Origin of the sequence: Streptomyces sp. NRRL F-5126 (genome assembly GCF_000721265.1) — a bacterium.
Taxonomy (GTDB): domain Bacteria; phylum Actinomycetota; class Actinomycetes; order Streptomycetales; family Streptomycetaceae; genus Streptomyces.
Genome location: NZ_JOFZ01000007.1, coordinates 212753 through 236442 on the forward strand (window position 1 = coordinate 212753; position 23690 = coordinate 236442).

Genomic DNA, 23690 nt, shown 5'->3' on the forward strand with positions numbered 1-23690 from the left:
GTGCGTCGGCTCGGCATAGGGTGGGGCGTATGCGCCTGATGAAGTCCACGGATCTCGCACTGCGGCTGCTCATGCGCCTCGCCGTGCAGTCCGCGGCGGACACACCGCCGACCACCCGCGACGTGGCGGCGACGTTGGGCGCGGCCTACACGCACATGGCCAAACTGGTCGCGCGGCTGCAGCACCTCGGGCTCGTCGAGGCGCGACGCGGCCGTGGCGGCGGGCTGGTGCTGACCGCGGCGGGACGGGAGACCACGGTGGGTGCGGTCGCGCGCGCCTTCGAGGGGTCGGGCGACCTCGCGGAGTGCACGGGGGGCGACGTGCCCTGCCCGCTCAACTCGGCCTGCCGGCTGCGCGGCGCGCTGCTGGCCGCGCAGGAGGAGTTCTACGCGTCGCTTGACCGCGTCTCCCTCATGGACATCGTGGCCGCGCCCACCGGCCCGCTGCTGCTCGCGATCACCGGGCGCCGCGTCGTCGCCGAGTGCGGGTAGGACGGCAGCTTCTCAGGCCGCGCCGAGCCAGAGGTCCGGGCCGAACACCTCGTAGTGGACGTCGGCCGCGGGCACGCCCTTCGCCAGCAACTGGCCGCGCACCGCGCGCATGAACGGGAGCGGTCCGCAGAGATAGGCGACGGTGCCCGCGGGAACGTCAAGGTCGGTGAGGTCGGCCCGGCCCGCGCGGTCGGCTTCACCGGCGGCCTCCTCGTACCAGTACGCGACGCGGCCGTCCGTCAGCTTTCCGGCGAGTGCCGTCTGGTCCGCGCGCAGCGCGTGCTCGGCGGGGGAGCGATCGGCGTGCAGGACCAGCACGGGGGCCCGGTGTTCGCGTGCGTTCAGCTCGTGGAGCATCGAGAGCATCGGGGTGACCCCGATCCCGGCCGAGGCGAGCAGTACCGGGCGCTGCCGAGCCCCGTCGGCCGTGGCACCCAGCGCGCCCTCGTCGAGCACCAGGTCGCCGAAGGGTGCGGAGACGCGCAGCCGGTCGCCGACCCCGACGTGGTCGTGCAGGTGGTTGGAGACCTCGCCGGCCGGTGTCTCCTCGCCGCCGTGCTCGCGCTTGACGCTGATCTGCCGCACCGCGGCATCGGGTGCGCCGACCATGCTGTACTGGCGTATCTGCCGTGCCCCGTCCGCCAGTTCGACCTGGACCGACACGTACTGGCCGGCCCGGAACGGCTGCGGCGCCGCGCCGCCGAGCGGGCGCAGCAGGAAGGACGCGACATCGGCGGTCTCCTCGGAGCGGCCGACGACCTCCCACTCGCGCCACGTGCCGCCGGTCAGGACCTCCTGGCCTTCGTAGAGGCGGGTCTCGATGGCGATGAGGGCGTTGGCCATCAGCCAGTAGACCTCGTCCCATGCCTCGGCGACCTCAGGGGTGACGGCGTCGCCGAGCACCTCGGCGATCGCGGCGAAGAGGTGCTCGTGGACAATGGGGTAGTGGGCGGGCGAGACGCCGAGGGAGGCGTGCTTGTGCGCGATCCGGCTGAGCATCACGTCAGGGCGGGTGTCCGGGTGCTCCAGCAGGTGGGTCGCGAAGGCGGCGATGGAGCCGGCCAGTGCCTGGCGCTGGGTGCCGGCGGCCTGGTTGCCGCGGTTGAACAGGTCGCGCAGCAGGTCGGGATGGGCAGCGAACAGCTTGCCGTAGAAGAGTTCCGTGATCTCGCCGATGGCGGCGCCGACGGCGGGCAGTGTGGCGCGGACGGTGGCGGTGGATGTGTCGGAGAGCATGGGTGACCCCTTGCGGCCTTGAGTTGATCGGGCGCGCTCAAATTAACATGCATCTGAGATGCATATTTAGGTGGGGTGACGAATGTGGCGACTCTGTGGAGGCGTACAGTGCCGCCTCTCAGTCGCGGGTGACGCGGTCACGCGCCCACGAGTTGTCGGCGTCCCCCCTGGGGTTCCACAGCTGCACGGGCGACTCGGGCTTCGCCGCGCCGGTGCGCTCCCCAGGCACGAGCGGTGATCTCCACCTCGCCGGCCGGCAGGTCGGCGGTGGTGCGCCGGTGCTGCCACACCCATGGGCTCTCCGCCGCGTCCACGTCGGCCTTGACCCAGCGGTGGCCGCCGCGCGGGGACAGGACGTGGCAGTTCAGGGCGATGGGTCCGAGGAGGATGCCGGCAGTCGGCCATCCGGACCGGGGTCTCGCCCGGCGGGCAGCAGGCGGTACGCGGAGGCCTGGAAGAAGTTCTCCGACGGTTCGCGCCGCACGGATGCGCCGTTGATGCCCCTGGCCGGCAGGACCTCGACGCCCCGCGCCCTGCTCCCGTGCGCGGTGGAGGTGGCGCCGGCCCCCACGGGTCCTCGCCGGGGATGTCGCGGACCTCGATCAGCCCGGCGCACTGCGGCGTCGCCCGACCTCCTCGAACCGCTTCCGCAGCTCAGCGAGTGGGTCCATGCCGGGTGTCCCGCCGTGGTCGCGGCCGTAGAACGCGTCCAGACGGCGTGATGCTGCCGGTCGGCGCCGCCGGCCGTCAGCCGCCACCTCCGCCGTGCGCGGAAGTGGTCCGGATGTCCGCGTTCCACGCAAGGAGGCGGATCAGCTCGTCGTCACCCGGCCTGCGAGCGGGCTTCCCGCGGCCGGAACCCGGTGGTGCGGCGGCGCCCCGGGAGATCCGGCCGCTCGCGGTGATGTTGTACTCCACGCGGGGGCGGCGGAGCGTCTCGTAGAGGGCCAGAGCGCTCCCGGTGTCAGGCGTGTCCCGCACCGCCTTCGCCAGGACGACCGCGTCCTCGAGCGCCATCGAGGCGCCCTGCCCGGTCGCCGGGGAGGCCGCGTGTGCCGCGTCGCCGACGATCAGCGCGCGGCCGGAGCGCCACGGCGTGCCGAGCGGCATCTCCGTCGCGCCGGTGACCATGATGCGTTCACCCGTCGCCGCGACGATGCCCGCGGCCGGACCGGCGTCCTTCCGCAACAGCTCCACCAGCAGCTCGCGCCACCGGGCGGGCGTGGACTTCGCGATCTCGTCCGCGGACGCCGGTTCGCCCGCGACACGCGCGAACCAGTACGTCTCCCCGGTGGGCGACGCCGTGCAGCCGAAGGCGGCCGCGCTGCCGCGCACCATGGTGATGGTTTCGGGCGCCCCGGCCGGGACCGGGCGGGTGGCGTAGCCGTAGAAGACCCGCTCACCGGCATGGCGCGGTTCCACGCCGGGGGCGATCAGCCGCCTGACGGTGGAACGCAGCCCGTCCGCGCCGACGAGCAGGTCACCGGTGGCGGTGCCGCCGCCGGTGAAGTGCGCGGTGACGGCCGCGTGGCCCTCCTCGACGGACGCGAGCCGGGCGCCGTGCCGGATGCTGATGCCCCGGCGCGCCACCTCGGCCTGCAGGGCGGCGTTGAGCTCGCCGCGACGCAGGCACCGGTAGCGCAGGAGCGGGTCACCGCTCTCCCCGAGCGGCGCGTGCGCCGCCTCGATGCCCGAACTGTCCAGCACGCGCAGCGTGGTCAGCGGATAGCCGATTGCGGTGACCGCGGCCGAGGCGCCGAGCGCCGCGAGAGCGCGCATGCCGTTGCTCGCGAGGGTGAGGAACGCGCCGATGTCCTCCGCACCGTCGGGGTGCGCCTCGTACACGCTGACGTCGAACCCGGCCTTGTGCAGACCGAGCGCCGCGGCCGTGCCGGCGATCCCGCCCCCGATGACGATCACGCGCACGATGCCACTCCGCCCGTCGTCGCGCGGCCCCGGGCGGGCCGCACATGTGGGGACCATGGACGCCACGTTACCTGGCGAACATGCCTCGGCAGGTCAACTCATCCCGGCACGGTCCGACTTGATCATATCGGCGCACTTCTCCCCGATCATCATCGTCGTGATGCACGGGTTGACGGCAGGCAGGAACGGCATCACCGACGCGTCCGCCACCCGCAGCCCGCTGACGCCCTTGACGCGCAGCCGGGGATCCAGTGGTGAGTCGGCGTCGGACTCCGCGCCCATGCGCACGGTGCCCGCGGGGTGGTACACGGTGTTGTGCGTCTCCCGGATGTACGAGAACAGCTCCTCGTCGGTCTGCGCCGCTGGTCCCGGGGCCAGTTCCGTGCCCGTCCACTCGGCGAGCGGCGCCTGCGCGGCGATCTTCCGCGCGAGCCGCAACCCGTGCGTCATCACCCGCACGTCGTGCTCGTGCGTGAAGTAGCGCGGGTCGACCTTCGGCTTGTCGCGGAAATCCCGGGTGCGCAGCCTGACCGTGCCCGTCGACCGCGCCCTGGTGACGTTCGGTGTGAGGCAGAACGCGTTGTCCGACGTGGGATAGCCGCGCCGGTAGGTGTTCATGTCGAACGGCACGGATCCGTAGTGGAACATGAGGTCGGGCCGGTCAAGACCGTCCTCGGTCTGCGTGAAGATGCCGATCTCCCACCACTGCGTCGATGACGTCACCATCGGGCGCTTGGCCTCCCACATGATGACGCCCTCCGGGTGGTCCTGGAGGTGCGAGCCGACACCGGGGGAGTCGACACGCACCTCCACACCCGTCTCGCGCAGGTGGCCGGCCGGGCCGATGCCCGACACCATCAGCAGCTTCGGCGAGTCGATCGCGCCGCACGCCACGATGACCTCCTGCCGCGCGCTCACCCGCTGCCTGTGCACGGTGTCCGGCATCAGGAACTCGACTCCCGTGCACCGACGGCCGTCGTCGAACAGCAGCCGCGCGGCCTGGAGCCCGGTGCGCACGTCCAGGTTGGGCCGCTTGCCGAGCACAGGATGCAGGTACGACACCGAAGCCGACGAACGCGTCCCGTCCTCACGGGCGTTGATCTGGAACCAGTGCGCGCCCCGGGTGACGGTCCTGCCCGTGTTGAACGGCGTCGTCGGGATGCCCGCGTCCGCGCAGGCGGCGAGCAGTGCCGTACCGCACGGGTCGCGCGGCGGCACGGTGCGGATGGTGACGGGGCCCGAGCGTCCGTGGTGGTCGCCGGGTGCGTCGTTGGTCTCCAGCCGCCGGTACAGCGGGAAGCAGTCGTCGGCGCTCCAGCCCGTGCAGCCGAGCGCCCCCCACTCGTCCAGGTCCTCCGCGGGCGCCCAGAAGGCGATGGCGGAGTTGTGCGAGGAGCAGCCGCCGAGCACCTTCGCGCGCGCATGGCGCATGAAGCTGTTGCCGAACTCCTGCGGCTCGACCGGGTAGTCCCAGTCGTAGCCGGACTCCAGCAGCGCCATCCACCCCTCGAGCCGCAGCACGTTGTCGTCGCCGACGTCCGAGGGGCCCGCCTCGACCACGCACACCGAAACGTCCGGATCCTCGCTGAGCCGCGCGGCCACCACCGACCCCGCGGTACCTCCGCCGACCACGACGTAGTCGTAGACGGGTTCGTGCGTGTCCGAGGGCCGAGCGGGCATCAACTGCTCCAAGGTTTCGTGGTGTTGCGCGGGCAAGGGCAAAAGGACGGGCGGGAGCCGGCCGCGGCACGGCCGCTCGCGCCGCTACACCGCGGTCTGCCGCGCCGGTCCGGGCTCGGCGGCCCTGCTGTCCTCGATCACGTCGAGGCGGCCCCGCTTGCGGAACCAGTAGTAGGCGAAGCCGGCGATGGCGATGACACCGATGTAGAGGAACGCACCCCACCGCAGGTACCAGTGGTGGGGGGAGGTCGCGTCGTACACGCTGGCACGCGGCCAGGCGAGGTTCAGCGCCATCGCGGCACCCCAGAGGACCGCCACGATGTTGACGGGCAGCCCGAACCTGCCGAGCGAGAAGCCGCCTTCGGCCGGCTGCCACCTGCCGCGCAGCCGCTGCCACAGCATGGGCAGTGTCACCGAGAGGTACGCAAGGTAGATCATGATGATCGCGATGCTGGTGACGACCGAGAAGATCTGCGGCTGGTCGATGTTGAGGACGAGGATCCCGATGGCGACGAGACCGATCACCACGGCCGGCACGATCGGCGTCTGGAACCGCGGGCTGACCCGCGCCACCAGGCGGGAGGCCGGCAGGCCGTTGTCGCGTGCCATGGCGAACGCGAGGCGGATGCCCGCGGTGTGCACGGCGAGTTCGCAGACGGTGATGGCGATGAACACGCACCACAGCACCGCCTGCCCCACCGTGGAGCCGAGAGTGGACAGCACCACGTACTGCAGTCCGCCCGTGGACAGTTGCTTGGACGCCAGGTCCGGCACGGCCAGCAGCGCGAACAGCAGGATCAGCCCGCCGATGACGAACGACGCCACGAGAGCGCGCAGGATCGCCCGCGGCGCGTTGCGGCTCGGGTTCTTCGACTCCTCACCGAGCGAGGAAGCCGTGTCGAAGCCGTACATCACGTAGGCGGACGCGAGTGAGGCCGTGAGGAACGCGCCGAAGTAGCCGAGGGACTGGCCCTGCCCGAAGCCGTGGCTCTGGGTGATCGTGGACGGTCCCCGGGTGATGTGCGCGGCCAGCAGCACGACCAGGACCACGGCGGCGATCAGCTCGATCAGCACGCCCGCCGAGTTGATCCGCGCCATCAGCTTGACGCCGAACGCGTTGACGAGCGTGGTGAAGACGATGAGGCAGGAACCGAGGAACACGGCGTTCTTCGCCGCGTCCCCCGGCGCGCTGCCGTCACCGATGACCCAGAACACCGAGGAGATCTGCGGCAGGGTCTGCTGATAGGCGAGCGCCACCGCGGACAGCGACACCATCGTGGCGGCGACCATCATCCAGCCGCCCAGCCAGCCTATGTGCGGGCCGCCCAGCTTCTTCGACCAGTTGTAGATCGAGCCCGCGACGGGATAGCGGGCCGCCAGCTCGCAGAAGCACAGCGCCACCATCAGCTGGCCCACGAACACCATCGGCCACGACCACCAGTAGCCGGGCCCCGCGAAGCCGACACCGAAGTAGAACAGCTGGAACGTCCCGGTCAGGATGGAGATATAGCTGATCCCCGCCGCGAACGTGTGGAAGTTGCCCAAAGAACGCTTGAGCTGGGGCTTGTAGCCGAAATCCGAGAGTGACTTGTCGTCATCGTCCTGCGCGCCGTCCGGTATCGGCGCGCTCACGCGAACCACCTCAGCGGCTTCGGTTCGAGGTTGCGCCACACGTGCTTGGCCTCCTGGTACTCGGCGAGCCCGGCGGGACCCAGCTCGCGCCCGAAACCCGACTGTTTGAATCCGCCCCACTCCGCCTGGGGCACGTACGGCTGGAAGTCGTTGATCCACACCGTCCCGGCCCGCATGCGCGCCGCCACCCGGTGGGCCTTGCCGACGTCCTGCGACCACACCGCGCCGGCCAGACCGTAGACGGTGTCGTTCGCCAGCGCCAGCGCCTCCTGCTCGGTACGGAACCGCTCGACGGTCAAAACCGGTCCGAACGACTCGTCGCGCACCACGGACATGCCGGCGGCGCACTCGTCCAGGACGGTCGGCGGGTAGTAGAACCCGTTCGCGAACTCCGGTTCCTCCGGGCGTTTTCCACCGCACCGCAGCACCGCGCCCTCGGCGATCCCCGCCGCCACGTACCGTTCGACCTTCTCGCGGTGGGCGGCCGAGATCAGCGGCCCGGTACGGGCGTGCTCGTCGAACGGGCCGCCCATCGGGATGGCACGGGCCCGCTCGACGACGTCACTGACGAAGCGGTCGTGCAGCCCGTCCTCCACCAGGAGGCGCGCCCCGGCCGAACAGACCTGCCCGGAGTGCAGGAAGACCGCGGTCAGGGCGTAGTCGACGGCCGCCTCGTAGTCGGCGTCGGCGAACACGATGTTCGGGTTCTTGCCGCCGAGTTCGAGCGCCACCTTCTTCACCGTCGGCGCCGCGGCCGCCATGATGCGCCTGCCGGTGACGAGCCCGCCGGTGAACGACACCATGTCGACGCGCGGATCCTCCGTCAGCGGGGCGCCGGCGGTGGCGCCGGCACCGAGGACCAGGTTCGCCACCCCGTCGGGCAGGCCGGCCTCGGTCAGCAGGCGCATCAGGTGGATCGCCGTGTGCGGCGTCAGCTCGCTCGGCTTGAGGACGAACGTGTTGCCCGCGCCGATCGCCGGCGCCACCTTCCACGCCGTCTGGAGCAGTGGGTAGTTCCACGGGGTGATCAGCGCGCACACACCGACCGGCTCGTGCACGACGCGGCTGTCCACGGCGGGGTCGCCGGTGTCCACGACGCGGTCCGTGCCGCCCGCCGCGACCAGGTTGCCGAAGTAGCGGAAGCAGTTCGCGATGTCGTCCATGTCGAACTCGCTCTCGACCAGGCGCTTCCCCGTGTCCAGGGACTCGGCGCGTGCGAGCGCCGCCCTGTCGCGCTCCAGCAGCGCGGCGACGCGCAGCAGCAGCCGCCCGCGTTCCCCCGCGCTGGTGCGCGGCCAGCCGCCGCCGTCGAAGGCGTCGCGGGCGGCGGCGATCGCCGCGTCGGCGTCGCCGGGCCCCGCCTCGTCGACGGTGGCGACCAGCGTCCCGTCCGCGGGACAGCGGATCTCCCGCACCCGGCCCTCCGCCGCCGAGGTCCACTTACCGCCGATGAAAAGCTCAGGCATGCACACTCCTACGTTTGATCGGGGTGCCTACCCGGAAGATCGTCCGGCACACCCGCCCGGCCGAAACCTGTGTGTTCCAGCGCGCGGCGGCCCGCGTCAGCGCGTCAGGACCGCCGCGGTCTCCCGCAGATGCCGGTGCAGGCCGCGGTGCGGCTCGCCGGCGGGCAGCCACTCCTTGCGGATCTTCGCGACCGACGTGTAGTTGGTGTCGCAGACGTTGGCGAGCGGAGCCTCACCGGCCTGCGAGAGCAACTGGTAGGCGTCGAGCTCCGACAGCCCGTAGTCGCGTGCCAGCCACTGCACCAGGTCCAGCTGCGAGATGCGGAACGCGTCCTCCAGCGGCTTCGCCGAGCCCGTCGACATGATGTGCGTGTCCGACTCGATGCGCGGCCACGGGGTCTGCACCCCCTTCAGCAACTCGACGATGACGACCGTGTTCATCGCGCACTCCACGGCCACGCCGCAGGTCTCGCCCTCGCCCTGGCGTGCGTGCCCGTCACCGAGGCTGAGCAGCGCGCCCTCCACGTTCACGCCGAGGTAGCACGTCACCCCGGAGCGCATCTCGGGCGTGTCCATGTTGCCGCCGTGCGCGTCGGGCACCAGCGCGGAGCGCACTTCGAGGTTGGCGGGCGCCACCCCGACCGTGCCGTGCATCGGGTCCATCGGCAGGTCGATCTCGATGTCACTGTCGCGAGCCGTGAACCGGCACGTCCCGCGCTCACGGTCCAGCTGCCACATCCACACCACCTCGGGCAGCGGCGGCTGGAGCGTCGCCGTCGTGTGCGTGGAGGTGAGGGCGCCGAACAGCGGGACGGTGGTGGAGGCGGCCCAGTCCCGCGCCGGCTCGATCGACACGAAGTGCACGGCAACGGTGTCGCCGGGCTCCGCGCCCTCCACGTGGAAGGGTCCCGTCTGCGGGTTGAGGTACGGGAAGTCGCACACCTCGGAGACGAGGTCACGCGCCGAGCGGACCCGCCCGGCGAAGCAGTCCTCGGTGAACAGGTCGAGCACCGTGCCAGGGGTGATCCGCGCTACGGGGGCGCTCCCTCCGAACGTCCAGGCGTACTCGTCCGGCTCGGGACGTACGGTCAGGATCCTCGGATCGCTCATGACGGGCTGCTCCAGTCGTCGCGGTGGGACGGGCACGTGCCGGTGCGGTGGGTTCGTGCCGCGTGGCGTTCGCCGGCACCGGACGCGGCGGACGCGGGCCCACCGTACGATCACGCTCCCGCCGCGCGGAAGGGCACCTGCCCCGCCCGGGGGCTGCGTACCCGCGCGAGGTATGGCCAGCACCACCGTGGGTGCGGGGGTCAGCAACGGCGGACCGGGGTGGTGACGCCATGGCTGACCGCAGCGCGCTCTTCTACGTTTCTAGAGGTCAGCGCGGTTCGCGCCGTCGTCTTTCCCCCTCGCCACGCCCGATCACAGACCGGAGACCGTGATGTCCCAGGCCGTAGCCACCGCCGTCGACGCGGAACCGGAGCAGGGCCCCGAGCCCGCCCGGCCGACCAGCCGCACGAGCGCGGGCAGCGAGTTCGCACCCCTGCTGCGCCAGGTGAAGGAACAGGGACTGCTGGAGCGGAGGGCAGGCTGGTACGCGCGAAGCATCGGGGTCAACCTGATCGCCCTCGGCGGCATCGTCCTCGGACTCGTACTGCTCGGGTCCTCCTGGTGGACGCTCCTGCTCGCACCGCCGTTCGCGGTCATCACGGCCCGTATGGCGTTCATCGGGCACGACGCGGGACACGCGCAGATCACGGCGGACCGGGCCAGGGGACGCCTGGTCCAGCTCGTGCACGCGAACCTGCTGCTCGGCATGAGCCAGGAGTGGTGGAACGACAAGCACAACAAGCACCACGCCAATCCGAACCATGTCGACAAGGACCCGGACGTGGCGCCCGACGTCATCGTCTTCAGCCAGGACCACGCCGCGAACCGTACGGGATTCGACGGCTGGCTCACCCGCCACCAGGCGTGGCTGTTCTTCCCGCTGACCATGCTGGAGGGCATCGCGCTCAAGGTGCACGGCTTCCGCGCGGTCTTCTCCCACCAGGGCGACCGCATCGCGCGCAGGGACCGCATACGGGAGGGCACGCTGCTGCTCGTCCACGTCGCGCTCTACGTGTCCCTGCTGATCACGACGCTGTCCCTGCCGCAGGCACTGGTCTTCCTGCTGATCCACCAGATGCTTCTCGGGCTCCACCTGGGCATGTCCTTCGCCCCCAACCACAAGGGCATGCAGATGCCGGAGCCAGACGTGTACGAGACGCTCGGCCACCTGCGCAAGCAGGTCCTCACCTCGCGCAACGTCCGCGGGGGCGCGTTGACGGACTGGTTCCTCGGCGGGCTCAACTACCAGATCGAGCACCACCTCTTCCCGAGCATGCCGCGGCCGCACCTGCGTCTCGCCCAGCCGCTCGTGCGGGCACACTGCAAGGAGCTGGGCATCCCCTACACCGAGACCGGGCTGCTCCAGTCCTACCGGCAAACCCTCGGACACCTGCACGAGGTGGGCGAACCGCTCAGGTCGGACGCATAGTGGACGGGGCGGGCGCATAGTGGAACCGATGGGCGCGGCCGGGCGTTACATCAAGCAGTAGCGGCGACAGCCGCGGAGGAGGCACCGAAGATGTCGACAAGGGCAAAGATAGCCGTCGGGGGAGTGGCCATCGGCCTCGTCCTGTGGATCATGACCAGCTTCTGGATCGCGCTGATCGTGATGGTCGGCGTGCCCGCCGCCGCCTACCTGGCGCTCGACTCCTCGCAGCGCAAGAGGCTGCGCAGGATCAGCCGCAGGGAGCTCGGCCGCTGACGACTCGGCCACGGCACCGCCCGCGTTCGCGTGGGCGGTGCCGTGGCGCGTTGCGGCCCGGGTCCGGCCGGGCACGCCTGGCCGGACCCGGCGTCATGCCGGGCGGACGGCCATCGCGTCGAGCGCGGTGAGCAGGCCTGGCAGCTCCGGGCCACGGCCGACGGGGATCACGGTGCCCGGCGCGTCGTCGAGGAGCACGAATGCCATGTCGTCCGTCCTGGCCACGAAGGACCACCCGGGACCGTCGGCCCTCAGGATGCGCGCGCCCCCGGGAGCGAAACTCGACCGCACACGCCCCGTGGGCGGCGGCTGCTCCAGGTAACCGTGCAACTCGGCGAGGACGTCGTGCACCTCGGGATCGGAGGGTTCCGGACCGGCGCCTTCACGGGCCCGCGCCGGCGCCTCGCCGCCCTCGCCCGCCCCTGCGTCGGATGCCTCCGCCTCGACCTCGACCTCAGGGTGAGAGTCGGAGGATGCGCGGCCACCCTCGTCCTCCGGCTGAGGTTCATCGTCCGGTACCGGGGCGTCGAACTGCGCACGCCAGGCAGTCCACTGGGTGGCGACCTCGTCGGCGCCCAGCCTGCGCTGCGCCGGCCCCCACATGCCCGCGCCGGGAGGAGTGAGAGGCTCCGTCCGACCCTCGGGGTCGTGCGGCTCCGGCACGCCGGGCGCGGCGACGGCGAGAGCCAACGGCCACCCCGGCAGGGCGGCGACGACCGAGCGGTCAGGCGGCGAGAGCTCCTGTTCCATCCCGCAGTCCCACGCCGCGATCGCCACAGCCACCAGCGACACGTCGTCCACGGCCACCGTCCACCGCGCTCCCGCACCGTCCTGGCCGAGGACGAGCCCGTAGCCGTTCTCGTCAGGCGGCAGCCCGAGCGCGGCGCACGCCTGGGGGAAGTCGTCGCCGAGCACGGAAGGAAACTGCGCGGGCGTCAGCAGCACCGCTGTCAGTACGTACAGTGAATCCTCATCAATAGCCCCCTCGGTCAAGGCCACGGCAACTCCCGTCGTTCGGCTGCCGGTGACCTTAACCAGTGGGTAACCGCCGCGTCGAGGGCCCTGCGATGCACCGCCCACCTGCGACTTTGCGGTTGTCCTGGTTTGTCCCGTCCCACGAGTGCGTCCCGGCCGCGAGCGCGGAGTCCACGCGCCGGCCGGGACCGCTACAGCTCTTCGCCGTCCGCCGTCGGCACGCCCGGTGCGCGGCCCCCCGGCACAGCGGACCCCCGCAGCGCGATGGCGAGGAACGTGTCCTCCTCGTCCACGTACGAGTCCAGCCTCCAGCCCGCCTCGGCGAGCAGCGGTCGCAGACGCGGCCGCGACCGCAGGTCGTCGTCCGTGATCCGCCGCCCCTGGCGCGCGGCGAGCGCGGCCCGGCCGATCGGGTGGAACAGCGCGAGCATGCCGCCCGGTCGTACGACGCGCGCCAGTTCCCGCAGGCCGGAGGCGGGGTCCGGGAGGTGGGGGACCAGTCCGGCGGCGAACACCGCGTCGAGTGCTCCGGGCCGCAGCGGCAGGGCGCCGGCGTCCGCCAGCAGCAGCGCGCCGCTGGAGCGGCGGCCGTGCCCGACCGCCGCTGCCAGCATCTCCGGCGTGGCGTCGGCCCCCAGCACGCGGCCGGCCGGCCCTACGGCGGCGCGGAGCGCGGGCAGCGCCCTGCCGGTACCGCAGCCCGCGTCCAGCACGGTGGCGCCCGGCCGCAGGCCCATCGCCGCCACGGCCGCGGCGTACGCGGGTCCGTCGTCGGGGAACCTGCTCTCCCAGCCCGCTGCCCGGACACCGAAGAAGGCCCGCGTGCGGGCGAGGTCGTGGCTCATGCCCCCATGCTCCCAGCCGCCTGGCGCCCTCACTCCGAGACGGCGGAATACGCGGTGACCTTGTCGAGGCGCAGCCTTACGACCAGTTCGCCCGGCACGCCGTTGCGCTCCCCGAACTGCCTGCCGCGCGCCTCGCCCATGTAGCGGGTGGCGATCCTGATCGCGCTGTCGAGGAGGTCGCCGGGCTCCTCGCTGACCGCCACGGAGCCGCGTACCAGCACGAATGCGTACGGTTCGCGTTCGTCGTCCACACACAGCGCGGCCCGCCCCTCCCGCAGGAGATTTCGGCCCTTCACCGTCTCCCTGCCGGTGTTGAACACCAGGTCAGGGCCGTCCACCAGGAACCAGACGGGCGCCACGTGCGGACTGCCGTCGGCGTTGACGGTCGACAGCTTCCCGGTGCGCGTCCCCTCGGAGAGGAAGGCACGCCACTCGTCCTCGTTCATTCGATCGGTCATGGGCGCCATCATCCGCCGCGGCGGCCCCTCTCGCGCGCGACTCCCCGGGAAACGGACACTCCTTGCTCCCGGCGGGGCGGTGCGACAGGCTGTCGACGGTGCGCGGGCTCACGCGCACGGCGGGGCGGTGAACGGCTGGACACGAAGGGGCGGGGATGGCGGCCGACAAGGGACTCGACTGGCTTCTCGACGATCTGACCGAGCGCGTCGAGCACATCAGGCACTCGCTGGTGCTCTCGAACGACGGACTGGTCACGGGCGTGAGCTCAGGACTGCCCAGGCAGGACGCGGAGCACCTCGCCGCGGTCGCCTCGGGCCTGCAGAGCCTGGCGCGCGGATCCGGCCGCCACTTCGGCGCCGGGCAGCCGCGCCAGACCATGGTCGAGTTCGACGACGCCCTGCTGTTCGTCACGGCGGCGGGGGACGGGAGCTGCTTGTGCGTCTTCAGCGGAGCCGAGGCGGACGTCGGGCAGATCGCCTACGAGATGACCCTGCTCGTTCACCGCGTCGGTGAGCACCTGGGCCTGACCCCGCGGAACGAGGGAACGACGCTGGGAGGCCTCTGACCTGCCGGGTTCGTGATCCTCAAGAGTTTTCCACAGGGGTCGCGGACCATGTTCCCCCCGCGCTACGGTGATCACCGAGCGTAGTCGCGGCCGGTGGCGGCCGCACTGGACGGGGGAGCACGGGCATGGCCGAGGGCAGGTACACGAAGGAAACCGGCACGGGCGAGTCGGTGGGCGCGGATCGTGCCGCGCGAGAGCTGGGCCTCAAGCGCGGCGAGCTCACGCTCGCGGTGGAGCTGGGGCACGTACGCGCGGCGGACGGCAGCGCGGCCGCGCGGATCAGGGTCCCACGTGGGGAGATCGACCGCTTGCGCGCGGCCGGGGACTTCCCTGACGCGCTGCGTGAGCGGGTACTCACGATGGGCACGGCGCGCGGTGCCGAGCTCATGGGCATCAGCCCGGGCAGGTTCACCCGGCTTGCGAGGGCCGGTCTGCTGACCCCGGTGCGATTCTTCCTGAACCGCTACCGGACGATCGTGTGGCTCTATCTCGCGGAGGAACTGCGGGCGCTGCGAGCCGCGGAACCGCTGCTGCTGCTCGGGCGCCTGCCGGAGCGGCTGCGCACCCTGGCCGACGGCGGCGACCGCCGCGCGTGCAACTGGCGCAGCAGACGCGTCAGCGCCTTGCTGCGGGACGCGGCGGGCCCCTGGGAGCGGGTGGCCGCGGCAGCTGCCGCGCTGGAGCCGGCGGAGCTGGCCCGGCTGCTGCCCGATCCCGGCGAACGGGAGCGGGTCGCGGCCGTGACGCCGGAACTCGCCCACTTCAGGCCGACGTCGGATCGTGCGGCCGAGGTGGTCCGGGCACTGGTGACGGCGGAGGATCCCGACGAAGCGGCCTGGTACGCGGCCAATGCGCGGGCGCTGCTCGCAGAGGCCAGGGAGTCTGAGCCTGCGCCGCGTGCCCGTGCCGTACCCGCGCCGTATCCCCGGGCCGCCCCAGCCGCACCGGAGGGGGCAGAGCCCCCCGTCCCAGCGGCGCTCACCGCGGAAGGCGCCGCTGCGTCGGTCGCCGCCGCCGTCGCGGTGGCGCGCGGCCCCTTGGCGCGCGCCGGCTCCGCCTCGGGTCTGCTCGGGCGGTTGCGCGGCCGGCGGCGCGGGGCTCCATCGCGCCCCGCGGGCACTCGGCGCCCCGGGGCGCCCGCTGGGCCGGGACCGATGCGGCGGAGCTGAGGGGCCGCGAGCGCGGTCCCGGGCGAGCGGAGCCGGTGGCGACACACCGCGTGCGCCGCAGGACCAGGCACAGGGGCCGGGCGGGCCCACAATGTCCCCGGTGCCGTGACCGCGCACACCGACGACCGCAGACGGAAGGAACCGGACTTGCGTATCGACCTCGCAGGAAAGACCGCTCTCGTGACCGGCTCCACCCGGGGGATCGGCGCCGCCATCGCACAGGGCCTGGCCAGGGCAGGCGCCCGGGTCGCCGTGAACGGCCGCACCGACGAGTCCGTGGACAAGGCGCTCGACCGGTTGCGTGACGCCTCGCCGGGCGGCGACTTCGTCGGCGTGCCGGGCGATGTGTCGACGGACGAGGGCGCGCGCGCCGTCCTCGAAGCGCTGCCGCGCACAGACATCCTCTGCAACAACCTCGGCATCTTCGGTGCACAGCCGGCGCTGGAGATCACCGACGACGAGTGGCGGCGCTACTTCGAGGTCAACGTGCTGGCCGCCGTCCGGCTCACCCGCGCCTACCTGCCCGGCATGACCGACCGCGGCTTCGGGCGGGTGCAGTACATCGCCAGCGACTCCGCGATCGCCGTCCCCGCCGAGATGATCCACTACGGGGTCACGAAGACCTCTCTCCTCGCCGTCGCCAGGGGGTTCGCCAAGACGGCTGCGGGCACCGGCGTCACGGTGAACTCCGTGCTGGCCGGGCCGACCCACACCGGCGGCGTCGAGGAGTTCGTCTACCAGCTGGTCGACAGCGAACTGCCCTGGGAGGAGGCGCAGCGTGTCTTCATGCGGGAGCACCGGCCCCAGTCGCTGCTCCAGCGCCTGATCGAGCCGGAGGAGATCGCCAACATGGCCGTCTACCTCGGTTCGCCGCAGGCGTCCGCCACCACGGGCGCGGCGGTCCGGGTGGACGGCGGCTACATCGACTCCATCGTGCCCTGACCCGCGGGGCCCGGCCTCACCGCGCTCGCCGGGCTCAGTCGAGGCGGCGCGTCGAGCTGCGGACGACGAGCTCCGGCTGGAGCACCACCGCGCGGTGCGTGTGATGCTCCGCCTCCAGGCCCGTCTCCTCCATCAGCATCTCGGCCGCCGTACGTCCCATGCGGTCCGCCGGCTGGCGCACCGATGTCAGCGGCACGACGGCGGCCGCTGCGAACTCGATGTCGTCGTAGCCGACGATCGACACGTCGCCCGGCACGTCGACGCCCGCGCCGTACATCGCCTGGAGCACGCCGAGCGCCAGCAGGTCGTTGGCGCAGAAGACGGCCGTGGGCCTGTCCGGCAGGCCGAGCAGCCGCGCGCCCGCGTCGATGCCCGACGCGACGTCCAGCCGCGCCGCCTCGACCTGGCGCAGCGCGTCGTCCGGCAGCCCAGCCTCGCGCAGCGCGGCCAGGGCGCCGGTGCGCCGGTCCCGGCACTGCGCCAGCTGCTTCGGCCCGCTGATGTACGTGACCGAGCGGTGCCCCGCCGCCAGCAGATGCCGCACGGCGAGCGTGCCGCCCGCCACGTCGTCCACGGACACCGAGCAGCCCAGCGCGTGCGACACGGCACGGTCCACGTGCACGTACGGGATCTGCCTGCGGGCGAAGTCCCGCAGGTTGCCGCCCGTCTCGTCGGCGGGTGTCACCAGTACGCCCCGAACGCGCTGTTCCGCGAAGAGCGAGAGGTACTCCGCCTCCTCGGCGGAGCTGCCCGCGCTGTTGCAGAGCATCACCCCGAGCCCGGCCTCCCTGGCCGCGCGCTCGGCGCCCTTGGCGACCGCGACGAAGAACGGGTTGGCCATGTCCAGTACGAGTATCGCCAGGATGCGGCTCGTGCCGACGCGGAGCTGCCGCGCGGTCTCGCTGCGCACGAAGCCCAGCTCGTCGATGACCGCACGTACCCGCACCCGGGTGCGCTCCGCGACCTTGTCGGGGCGGTTGAGCACGTTCGAGACGGTGCCGACGGAGACGCCGGCGAGCCGGGCCACGTCCTTGATCCCCACCGTCTGCGCCACTTCGCCCGCCTTCATTCGCCTCGTCCCGGGGCCCGCGTGCCGCCGAGGATCTGGCGCCGGACCGGGCCCACCATCATATGCGCGACCTCCCCGGGCACGGCGCGGCGGCCGGTGCCCGGGCCACTGCCCGCGGCCGGCCGCCTGCCGTGTACCCGCGCTGTCAGGCGCCCCAGCCGGCCTGGGTGCCGCCGACGCGGTCGGCCACGATCTTCTGCCCGTATCCGGAGGAGCGGTAGGCGGCGACCGGGTCGGCGTCGGCGCCCAGTTCATCACGGACCTCCGCCACGAGCGGGCGCACATCCGTGTTGTACGCGTCCATCAGCACCGCGTTCGCGCCCAGCACGTCGCCCTCCTGCTGCGCCCGCGCCAGAGCGTCCCCGTCCACCAGCAGGGCCTTCGCCGTGGCCTCCTGAACGTTCATCACGGAACGGATGATCGCCGGGATCTTCTCCTCGATGTTGTGGCACTGGTCGAGCATGAACGCGATGCCGGCATCCAGGCCGCCGCCGTGCACCACCTCGTACATAATCCTGAAGAGCTGGAACGGATCGGCGGCCCCGACCATCAGGTCGTCGTCGGCGTAGAAGCGCGAGTTGAAGTCGAAGCCGCCCAGCTTCCCCTCCCGCAGCAGCATCGCCACGATGAACTCGATGTTCGTGCCCGGCGCGTGGTGGCCGGTGTCGACGACGACCTGCGCCTTCGGGCCGAGCCTGAGGCAGTGCGCGTACGCCGTGCCCCAGTCCGGCACGTCCGTCGCGTAGAACGCCGGCTCGAACAGCTTGTACTCGAGCAGCATCCGCTGGTCGTCGCCGAGCCGCTCGTAGACGGCCGAAAGGGCCTCGGCCAGCCTCCCCTGACGCGCGGAGATGTCGTCCTGGCCCGGGTAGTTGGTGCCGTCGGCGAACCACAGCTTGAGGTCGCGTGAGCCGGTGGCGTCCATGATGTCGACGCACTCGAGCAGGTGGCCGAGTGCCTTGCGGCGCACGGCCGCGTCGGGGTGGGCCACCGAACCCAGCTTGTAGTCGTCGTCCTGGAAGACGTTGGAGTTGATGGCGCCGAGGCGCAGCCCGAGATCACCCGCGTAGGCGGCGAGGGTCGCGTAGTCGTCGACGCGGTCCCACGGGATGTGCAGCGCCACCGTGGGCGCCACACCGGTGTGGGCGTGGACCCGGGCGGCGTCGGCCAGTTTCTCCTCGGGCGACCTCGGCACGCCGGGCTGGGCGAAGACCTTGAAGCGTGTCCCCGAATTGCCGAACGCCCACGAGGGCAACTCGATGGCCTGGGACTTCAGCGCGGCCTTCGCCGCGGACACAGCGGACTGACCTGACATCTCTCGGAGCTCCCGTGGTGGGGACCCGCCGCGCGGGCCGTGCCGGCAACGCAGCCTTGATCGAACATGAGGCTGAATCGTTTCATTGCCAGGTCAACGTAGAGGACACCCCTTGGTGAGTCAAGGCTCTTGCCGTACCGTGCCGTTCGCGTCGGATCGTTCCACATCCGGGCGAGCCGGAAAATGTCGAGCAGACCCGTTGACTCCGTCGGCCGAGGGCGTCTAGCTTCCAGGACATCCTTTTGAAACCTTTCACGATGTGCCAAGAGTGAGCCACGCCGAGGAGCCTTCGATGAACCAGCCCGAAACGGGCTCAGCCCCCGTTCTGGCACTGAGGGACGTGAGCAAGTCCTTCGGCGCGGTGCGGGCCTTGCGGGACGTATCCCTCCAGCTGTTCCCCGGCGAGGTGCACGCACTCGCCGGGGAGAACGGCGCGGGCAAGTCCACCCTGATCAAGACGCTCGCCGGCGTGCACCGGCCAGACAGCGGCGTGGTGCTGCTCGACGGACGCCCCGTCACCTTCGCGGGGCCGGCGGACGCGCGCGACGCCGGGATCGCCGTCATCTACCAGGAGCCCACGCTCTTTCCCGACCTGTCGGTCGCCGAGAACATCTTCATGGGCCGCCAGCCGCGGCGCGGGCTGGGCCGCATCGACCGCACGGCCGTCCGCTCGACCACCGAGGACCTGCTGAAGCGGCTGGGCGTGGCGCTCGACCCGGACAGGCCCGCACGCGGCCTGTCCATAGCCGACCAGCAGATCGTGGAGATCGCCAAGGCGCTCTCCTTCGACGCGCGCGTCCTGATCATGGACGAGCCGACCGCCGCGCTGACGGGCAGCGAGACCGCACGCCTCTTCTCCGTCGTGCGGGCACTCGAAGCCGAGGGCGCCGCCGTCCTGTTCATATCGCACAGGCTGGAGGAGATCTTCCGGCTGTGCGCGAGGGTCACCACCCTGCGCGACGGCCGCTTCGTCTCCTCCGAGCCCCTCGAAGGACTCACCGAGGACGACCTGGTGCGGCGGATGGTCGGCCGCGATCTCGGCGAGCTGTACCCCAAGCAGAAGGCGAAGCTGGGCGAGACCGCCCTGACGGTCCGCCGGCTCACCAGGGAGGGCATCTTCCACGACGTCTCCTTCGAGGTGAGGCGTGGCGAGATCGTCGCGCTCGCGGGGCTCGTCGGCGCGGGCCGCAGCGAGGTCGCCCAGGCCGTCTTCGGCGTGGACCGGGCCGACGCGGGCGACGTCGAGGTGGCCGGCAGGAAGCTGCCCAAGGGGTCGCCGACCGCCGCCATGGACGCGGGGCTCGCCCTCGTCCCCGAGGACCGCAGGCAGCGCGGCCTCGTGATGGCGATGTCCATCGAGCGCAACATCGGCCTGACCGGCCTCGGCAAGCTGGGCAGGGGAGGGCTGGTGCGCCGCGCCCTCGAACACGGACGCGCCGCCGACTGGGCCGTGCGGCTCCAGCTCAAGTACAACCGCCTTGCCGACCCGGTCGGCGTGCTGTCGGGCGGCAACCAGCAGAAGGTCGTGCTGGCCAAGTGGCTCGCGACGCTGCCGGCCGTGCTCATCGTGGACGAACCCACCCGCGGTATCGACGTCGGCACCAAGGCCGAGGTGCACCGGCTGCTGTCCTCGCTCGCCGCCGACGGACTCGCCGTCCTGATGATCTCCTCCGACCTGCCCGAGGTGCTCGGCATGGCCGACCGCGTGCTCGTCATGCACGAAGGCCGCCTCACGGCGGAGATACCCCGTGCCGAGGCCACCGAGGAGAGCGTGATGGCTGCGGCGACCGGACGAGAGAGGGCCGCGGCATGACCACCCTGACCGACAAGCCCACCGCGGCCACGGACGAGCCGGGCTCGGCACGCTCCCTCGTCGACACCGTCTTCCGCGCCAGGGAGATCAGCATCGCGGGCGCGCTCGTCCTGCTGATCCTGTGCACCTGGATCGCCAACCCGCGCTTCCTCGACAGCCAGGGCGTCAAGGACCTGCTCCTGAACGCGTCCATCCTGGTGCTGCTCGCGATCGGGCAGTCCGTGGTCGTCGTGACCCGCAACATCGACCTGTCCGTCGGCTCCGTGACGGGCCTGTCGGCCTTCGCCTGCGGCAAGTTCGTCGCCGACACCGAGCACGGCGTGCTGATCACCCTGCTGCTCGGCGTGGCGATCGGCCTCGTCTGCGGCCTCGTCAGCGGAGCACTCGTCAGCTTCGGCAGGGTCCCCGCGCTCGTGGTCACCCTCGGCATGCTCTACATCATCCAGGGCCTCGACTACTGGTGGGCGAGCGGCGACCAGATCAACGCGGCCCAGGTGCCCGAGGCGATCCTGCACCTCGGCAGCGGCAGCGTCCTCGGCGTGCCGTACCTGCCGCTCATCGCCGTGGTCCTGCTCGCGCTCACCACGTACTTCCTGCGCGGCTACCGCTCGGGCCGCGAGCTGTACGCGATCGGCTCCAACCCGGAGGCGGCCAGGCTCGCCGGCATCCCGATGCGCCGCCGCGTCCTCGGCGCCTACCTGTTCTCCGGGGCCGTCGCCGGGTTCGCCGGCGCCCTCTGGCTCGCCCGGTTCGGCACGGTGGTCGCGGACAACGCGCACGGCTACGAGCTGACCGTCGTGAGCGCCGTCGTCGTGGGCGGCGTCGCCATCACCGGCGGCACCGGCACCGCGTGGGGCGCGGCACTGGGAGCCCTGCTGGTGACCACCATCGGCAGCGCCCTGGTGGTGCTGAGGGTCAGCTCGTTCTGGCAGGGCGCCATCACCGGAGCGCTGCTGCTCGCGGCCATCAGCGCCGACCGGATCGTCAACCTGCGGATGACAGCCGCACTGAGGAAGAGGAGCGCCCGCCATGGCCATGGCGCCTGACACCCGCAGCCCCGCGCCCGGCGCGGCCGGGAAGGCGGAGCCCCCGCTCACGGCCGGCCTGCGCGCGAAGTCCCTGGCCCTGCGCTGGGACACGGCGGTCGTCGCCCTGCTGATCGCGGTCTTCCTCGTCGGCCTCGGCACCACGGACGGCTTCAGCGGCAGCGGCAACCTCGCCTTCGCGTTCAACGACATATCCGAGGTCGCCCTGATCGCACTGCCCATGACCCTGCTGGTTGTGGCCGGCGAGATCGACCTGTCCGTCGGCTCCATGCTCGGCTTCAGCAGCGCCCTCGCCGGCGCCCTGTGGAACGCCGGCTGGGCCTTCGAGACGATCGTGCCCGTCGTCCTCGTCGTCGGGATACTCGGCGGCCTGCTCAACGGCTGGCTCGTCACCCGCGTGGGACTGCCCTCGCTGGCGGTGACCATCGGCACCCTCGCCCTCTACCGCGGTCTCGCCTCCGTCGTCCTCGGCAGCGACGCGATCACCGACTTCCCGTCGAAGTACGCCGACTGGACGGCCAACACCACGACCGTCCCCGGCACGTTCCTGACCTATCCGATCGTGCTGTTCATCGTGCTCGCGATCGTGACGGCCTTCGTCCTGCACTCCACCTCCTTCGGCCGCGCCCTGTTCGCGATCGGCTCCCAGGAGGACGCCGCCTTCTTCGCGGGCATCAGGGTCAAGCGGTACAAGCTGCTGCTCTTCGTGCTCACCGGCCTGCTGTCCGCCTTCGCGGGCATCGTCTTCACCCTGCGCTACGGGAGCGCGCGTGCGGACAACGGCACCGGCTACGAGCTGCTGGTCATCAGCGCGATCCTGCTCGGCGGCATCGACTTCGACGGCGGCAAGGGAACGCTCGCCGGGGCCGTCGCCGGCATCCTCCTCATCGGGGTCCTGCGCAACCTGCTCACGCTCAACGACGTGCCGGGCGAGGTGCAGACCGTCGTGACGGGCCTGCTGCTCGTCGCCTCCGTCCTCACCCCGCGGATCATCGGCGCCGTCACCGAACGGCGGCAACGGCGAGCGGCGTCGGCCGCTGCCCCCACCACCTGACAACCCACCGCCACCCCGCCGTGGGCCGGTGCCGCCCGGCCTGCCCCGGCACGGCCCGCACATCCTCAGCAGCGACCTCCTGAAAGGCCACGACCCCATGACGATCCGTACCGCCGCCCGCGGGCGCACAGCAGCCTCAGCCGCCGCCGTCTGCGCCCTGGCCGTCGCGCTCACCGCCTGCTCGGGCACCACCAAGAACGACGCCAAGAACGACGGGGGCGGCGCCGCCGCGAGCTCCGCGAAGGCCGACCCGAACGCTCCGCTGAAGAAGAACCTCAAGATGGCGTTCCTGCCCAAGCAGATCAACAACCCCTACGAGAAGATCGTCGACGACGCGGGCATCGCGGCGGCCAAGTCCTTCCACGGCACGGCCAAGGAGGTCGGCCCGTCCGACGCCAGCGCCTCCTCCCAGGTGTCGTACATCAACACACTGATCCAGCAGCAGCAGGACGCGATCCTCGTCGCGGCGAACGACCCCAACGCGGTGTGCGGCCCCCTCAAGCAGGCCATGAAGCAGGGCATCAAGGTCGTCTCCTACGACTCCGACACCGCCAAGGACTGCCGCCAGATCTTCATCAACCAGGCCAGCTCCGAGGACATCGGGCGCAGCCTCGTCCAGCACATCGGGAAGCAGATCGGCTACAAGGGCAAGATCGCGATCCTCTCCGCGACACAGAACGCGACCAACCAGAACACCTGGATCGACTTCATGAAGCAGGAGCTGAAAGACCCCAAGTACAAGAACATGAAGCTGGTCAAGGTGGCCTACGGCGACGACGACGACCAGAAGTCGTTCCAGCAGACCCAGGGCCTCCTCCAGGCGTACCCCGACCTCAAGGGCATCATCTCGCCCACCACCGTCGGCATCGCCGCCGCGGCGCGCTACCTCGACGACTCCTCGTACAAGGGCAAGGTCGTGCTCAACGGCCTCGGCACACCCAACCAGATGCGCAAGTACGTCAAGGACGGCACCGTCGAGCAGTTCTCGCTGTGGAACCCGGAGAACCTCGGCTACCTCGGCGCCTACGCGGCCGCCGCCCTGGCGTCCGGCCAGATCACCGGCGCGCAGGGAGACACCTTCAGCGCGGGCAAGCTCGGCAAGTTCACCGTCGGCAAGGACGGCGAGGTCATCCTCGGCAAGCCGACCGTCTTCGACAAGACCAACATCGACCAGTTCCACTTCTGAGCCGGGAGG

At 71.6% G+C, this 23690-nt stretch carries 21 protein-coding genes; 10 read left to right on the forward strand and 11 right to left on the reverse strand.

Translation table 11 applies throughout. The features are described from left to right. Positions 1 to 29: 29 nt before the first annotated feature. Positions 30 to 491 carry an RrF2 family transcriptional regulator gene (locus IH48_RS0117225; protein WP_030904598.1) on the forward strand — a complete coding sequence of 154 codons (462 nt, stop codon included), beginning with the start codon at positions 30 to 32 and terminating at the stop codon, positions 489 to 491. Between the two features lie 12 nt (positions 492 to 503). Here IH48_RS0117225 and IH48_RS0117230 read toward each other — a convergent pair whose 3' ends face one another. The 6 genes from IH48_RS0117230 to IH48_RS0117265 all read right to left on the reverse strand — a co-directional run bounded on the left by IH48_RS0117230 (position 504) and on the right by IH48_RS0117265 (position 9541). After that, positions 504 to 1727: a globin domain-containing protein gene (locus IH48_RS0117230; protein ID WP_030904600.1), complete on the reverse strand. Its 1224-nt coding sequence runs from the start codon at positions 1725 to 1727 to the stop codon at positions 504 to 506. A 747-nt stretch (positions 1728 to 2474) separates the two neighbouring features. Continuing rightward, complete coding sequence (locus IH48_RS0117245) at positions 2475 to 3710, reverse strand: FAD-dependent oxidoreductase (RefSeq protein WP_234434290.1); 1236 nt, start codon at positions 3708 to 3710, stop codon at positions 2475 to 2477. A gap of 36 nt (positions 3711 to 3746) precedes the next feature. Continuing rightward, positions 3747 to 5333: a GMC family oxidoreductase gene (locus tag IH48_RS0117250; RefSeq protein ID WP_030904606.1), complete on the reverse strand. Its 1587-nt coding sequence runs from the start codon at positions 5331 to 5333 to the stop codon at positions 3747 to 3749. A gap of 84 nt (positions 5334 to 5417) precedes the next feature. Next, on the reverse strand, positions 5418 to 6965 hold the full coding sequence (locus tag IH48_RS0117255; RefSeq protein ID WP_234434291.1) for an APC family permease: 1548 nt from the start codon (positions 6963 to 6965) through the stop codon (positions 5418 to 5420). Beyond that, positions 6962 to 8431, reverse strand: coding sequence for an aldehyde dehydrogenase family protein (locus IH48_RS0117260; protein WP_030904609.1), 1470 nt, complete (start codon positions 8429 to 8431; stop codon positions 6962 to 6964). Before IH48_RS0117260 ends, IH48_RS0117255 begins: the two co-directional genes overlap by 4 nt. 96 nt (positions 8432 to 8527) lie before the next feature. Then, positions 8528 to 9541: an acetamidase/formamidase family protein gene (locus IH48_RS0117265; RefSeq protein ID WP_030904610.1), complete on the reverse strand. Its 1014-nt coding sequence runs from the start codon at positions 9539 to 9541 to the stop codon at positions 8528 to 8530. A 331-nt stretch (positions 9542 to 9872) separates the two neighbouring features. Between IH48_RS0117265 and IH48_RS0117270 the strand changes: the two genes are divergently transcribed. Both IH48_RS0117270 and IH48_RS0117275 read left to right on the forward strand, forming a co-directional pair. After that, complete coding sequence (locus IH48_RS0117270) at positions 9873 to 10970, forward strand: fatty acid desaturase family protein (protein ID WP_030904612.1); 1098 nt, start codon at positions 9873 to 9875, stop codon at positions 10968 to 10970. Between the two features lie 90 nt (positions 10971 to 11060). Further along, on the forward strand, positions 11061 to 11243 hold the full coding sequence (locus IH48_RS0117275) for a hypothetical protein (RefSeq protein WP_030904613.1): 183 nt from the start codon (positions 11061 to 11063) through the stop codon (positions 11241 to 11243). 93 nt (positions 11244 to 11336) lie between these two features. Here IH48_RS0117275 and IH48_RS0117280 read toward each other — a convergent pair whose 3' ends face one another. The 3 genes from IH48_RS0117280 to IH48_RS0117290 all read right to left on the reverse strand — a co-directional run bounded on the left by IH48_RS0117280 (position 11337) and on the right by IH48_RS0117290 (position 13521). Further along, the gene (locus IH48_RS0117280; RefSeq protein WP_030904615.1) at positions 11337 to 12242 is read right to left on the reverse strand and encodes a hypothetical protein; all 906 of its coding nucleotides are present in this window, start codon (positions 12240 to 12242) and stop codon (positions 11337 to 11339) included. 167 nt (positions 12243 to 12409) lie between these two features. Continuing rightward, positions 12410 to 13063 carry a class I SAM-dependent methyltransferase gene (locus IH48_RS0117285; RefSeq protein WP_051839952.1) on the reverse strand — a complete coding sequence of 218 codons (654 nt, stop codon included), beginning with the start codon at positions 13061 to 13063 and terminating at the stop codon, positions 12410 to 12412. Between the two features lie 29 nt (positions 13064 to 13092). After that, complete coding sequence (locus IH48_RS0117290; RefSeq protein WP_030904619.1) at positions 13093 to 13521, reverse strand: PPOX class F420-dependent oxidoreductase; 429 nt, start codon at positions 13519 to 13521, stop codon at positions 13093 to 13095. A 155-nt stretch (positions 13522 to 13676) separates the two neighbouring features. Here IH48_RS0117290 and IH48_RS0117295 point away from each other — a divergent pair, with 155 nt between their 5' ends. The 3 genes from IH48_RS0117295 to IH48_RS0117305 all read left to right on the forward strand — a co-directional run bounded on the left by IH48_RS0117295 (position 13677) and on the right by IH48_RS0117305 (position 16198). Further along, on the forward strand, positions 13677 to 14087 hold the full coding sequence (locus IH48_RS0117295; RefSeq protein ID WP_030904621.1) for a roadblock/LC7 domain-containing protein: 411 nt from the start codon (positions 13677 to 13679) through the stop codon (positions 14085 to 14087). A gap of 125 nt (positions 14088 to 14212) precedes the next feature. After that, on the forward strand, positions 14213 to 15256 hold the full coding sequence (locus tag IH48_RS33415) for a DUF6397 family protein (RefSeq protein WP_051839953.1): 1044 nt from the start codon (positions 14213 to 14215) through the stop codon (positions 15254 to 15256). Between the two features lie 147 nt (positions 15257 to 15403). Continuing rightward, entirely contained in the window at positions 15404 to 16198 is a 795-nt protein-coding gene (locus IH48_RS0117305; RefSeq protein WP_030904626.1) for an SDR family NAD(P)-dependent oxidoreductase, read from the forward strand. 34 nt (positions 16199 to 16232) lie between these two features. Here the strand turns inward: IH48_RS0117305 and IH48_RS0117310 are convergent, their stop codons facing one another. Together IH48_RS0117310 and rhaI are read right to left on the reverse strand one after the other, a co-directional pair. Next, complete coding sequence (locus tag IH48_RS0117310) at positions 16233 to 17252, reverse strand: LacI family DNA-binding transcriptional regulator (protein WP_030904628.1); 1020 nt, start codon at positions 17250 to 17252, stop codon at positions 16233 to 16235. Between the two features lie 160 nt (positions 17253 to 17412). Next, a complete protein-coding gene (gene rhaI / locus IH48_RS0117315) occupies positions 17413 to 18582 on the reverse strand; it encodes an L-rhamnose isomerase (protein ID WP_030904630.1) in 1170 nt (389 codons plus the stop codon). A 292-nt stretch (positions 18583 to 18874) separates the two neighbouring features. Here rhaI and IH48_RS0117320 point away from each other — a divergent pair, with 292 nt between their 5' ends. From IH48_RS0117320 to rhaS, 4 genes are all read left to right on the forward strand, one after another. Next, positions 18875 to 20395 (forward strand): sugar ABC transporter ATP-binding protein, encoded by a 1521-nt coding sequence (locus tag IH48_RS0117320; protein WP_030904632.1) that lies wholly within the window; start codon positions 18875 to 18877, stop codon positions 20393 to 20395. Next, positions 20392 to 21441 carry an ABC transporter permease gene (locus IH48_RS0117325; protein WP_030904634.1) on the forward strand — a complete coding sequence of 350 codons (1050 nt, stop codon included), beginning with the start codon at positions 20392 to 20394 and terminating at the stop codon, positions 21439 to 21441. Before IH48_RS0117320 ends, IH48_RS0117325 begins: the two co-directional genes overlap by 4 nt. Next, positions 21425 to 22495 carry an ABC transporter permease gene (locus tag IH48_RS0117330; protein ID WP_037842300.1) on the forward strand — a complete coding sequence of 357 codons (1071 nt, stop codon included), beginning with the start codon at positions 21425 to 21427 and terminating at the stop codon, positions 22493 to 22495. Before IH48_RS0117325 ends, IH48_RS0117330 begins: the two co-directional genes overlap by 17 nt. A gap of 97 nt (positions 22496 to 22592) precedes the next feature. Then, positions 22593 to 23681 (forward strand): rhamnose ABC transporter substrate-binding protein, encoded by a 1089-nt coding sequence (rhaS, locus tag IH48_RS0117335; protein WP_030904646.1) that lies wholly within the window; start codon positions 22593 to 22595, stop codon positions 23679 to 23681. Positions 23682 to 23690: the final 9 nt, after the last annotated feature.

Bases quoted from the DNA above. Each gene is read 5' to 3' on its own strand.
- IH48_RS0117225 (WP_030904598.1), top strand. From the start codon at position 30: ATGCGCCTGATGAAGTCCACGGATCTCGCACTGCGGCTGCTCATGCGC.
- IH48_RS0117230 (WP_030904600.1), bottom strand. From the start codon at position 1,727: ATGCTCTCCGACACATCCACCGCCACCGTCCGCGCCACACTGCCCGCC.
- IH48_RS0117245 (WP_234434290.1), bottom strand. From the start codon at position 3,710: ATGGTCCCCACATGTGCGGCCCGCCCGGGGCCGCGCGACGACGGGCGG.
- IH48_RS0117250 (WP_030904606.1), bottom strand. From the start codon at position 5,333: ATGCCCGCTCGGCCCTCGGACACGCACGAACCCGTCTACGACTACGTC.
- IH48_RS0117260 (WP_030904609.1), bottom strand. From the start codon at position 8,431: ATGCCTGAGCTTTTCATCGGCGGTAAGTGGACCTCGGCGGCGGAGGGC.
- IH48_RS0117265 (WP_030904610.1), bottom strand. From the start codon at position 9,541: ATGAGCGATCCGAGGATCCTGACCGTACGTCCCGAGCCGGACGAGTAC.
- IH48_RS0117270 (WP_030904612.1), top strand. From the start codon at position 9,873: ATGTCCCAGGCCGTAGCCACCGCCGTCGACGCGGAACCGGAGCAGGGC.
- IH48_RS0117275 (WP_030904613.1), top strand. From the start codon at position 11,061: ATGTCGACAAGGGCAAAGATAGCCGTCGGGGGAGTGGCCATCGGCCTC.
- IH48_RS0117285 (WP_051839952.1), bottom strand. From the start codon at position 13,063: ATGAGCCACGACCTCGCCCGCACGCGGGCCTTCTTCGGTGTCCGGGCA.
- IH48_RS0117290 (WP_030904619.1), bottom strand. From the start codon at position 13,521: ATGACCGATCGAATGAACGAGGACGAGTGGCGTGCCTTCCTCTCCGAG.
- IH48_RS0117295 (WP_030904621.1), top strand. From the start codon at position 13,677: ATGGCGGCCGACAAGGGACTCGACTGGCTTCTCGACGATCTGACCGAG.
- IH48_RS33415 (WP_051839953.1), top strand. From the start codon at position 14,213: ATGGCCGAGGGCAGGTACACGAAGGAAACCGGCACGGGCGAGTCGGTG.
- rhaI (WP_030904630.1), bottom strand. From the start codon at position 18,582: ATGTCAGGTCAGTCCGCTGTGTCCGCGGCGAAGGCCGCGCTGAAGTCC.
- IH48_RS0117320 (WP_030904632.1), top strand. From the start codon at position 18,875: ATGAACCAGCCCGAAACGGGCTCAGCCCCCGTTCTGGCACTGAGGGAC.
- IH48_RS0117325 (WP_030904634.1), top strand. From the start codon at position 20,392: ATGACCACCCTGACCGACAAGCCCACCGCGGCCACGGACGAGCCGGGC.
- IH48_RS0117330 (WP_037842300.1), top strand. From the start codon at position 21,425: ATGGCCATGGCGCCTGACACCCGCAGCCCCGCGCCCGGCGCGGCCGGG.
- rhaS (WP_030904646.1), top strand. From the start codon at position 22,593: ATGACGATCCGTACCGCCGCCCGCGGGCGCACAGCAGCCTCAGCCGCC.